Here is a 559-nt window from a genome sequence, read left to right as displayed (position 1 = left end):
GGTGCCGGTCTCGGCGACCATGAAGTTCGCCCCGGAGATCCCGACCTTGGCCCGCAGGAACTTCTCCCGCAGGTGCAGCCGGGCCGCCTCCGCGAGCTCGGCCGGGGTGTCGCTCAGTCCCTCCGGCGCCGGGCGGCCCCAACTCCCCATCTTCTCGCGGAAGACGTCGCGGATCTCGGCCCGGTTGCGGTGGATCGCCGGCACCAGGATGTGCGAGGGGCGGTCGTCGCCGAGCTGCACGATGAGCTCGGCGAGGTCCGTCTCGTACGCGGCGATGCCCTCGGCCTCCAGGTGCTCGTTGAGCCCGATCTCCTGGGTGGCCATCGACTTGACCTTCACGACCTCGGTCTCCCCGGTCGCCTTCACCAGGTCCGTGACGATCCGGTTGGCCTCCGCCGCGTCCGCCGCCCAGTGCACGGTGCCGCCCGCTGCCGTCACCGCCTCCTCCAGCCGCAGCAGGTGGGTGTCGAGGTTCCTCAGGACGTCGTCCTTGATCTCCTTTCCGGCCTCGCGCAGCTCGGCCCAGTCGTCCAGCTCGGCCACCGCCCGCGCCCGCTTG

At 71.6% G+C, this 559-nt stretch carries 1 protein-coding gene; it reads right to left on the bottom strand.

Annotated elements, in window-relative coordinates; all coding sequences use genetic code 11:
- The coding region (locus OO54_RS40955; protein WP_033212843.1) for an LUD domain-containing protein at positions 1-559 on the bottom strand (559 nt) is incomplete at both ends.

It is taken from the genome of Streptomyces wedmorensis, from assembly GCF_000716445.1.
GTDB classification, from domain to species: Bacteria; Actinomycetota; Actinomycetes; order Streptomycetales; family Streptomycetaceae; genus Streptomyces; species Streptomyces wedmorensis.
The sequence above is the reverse complement of the archived record's forward strand: the minus strand, read 5'-3'. Positions and strand labels throughout refer to the sequence as shown.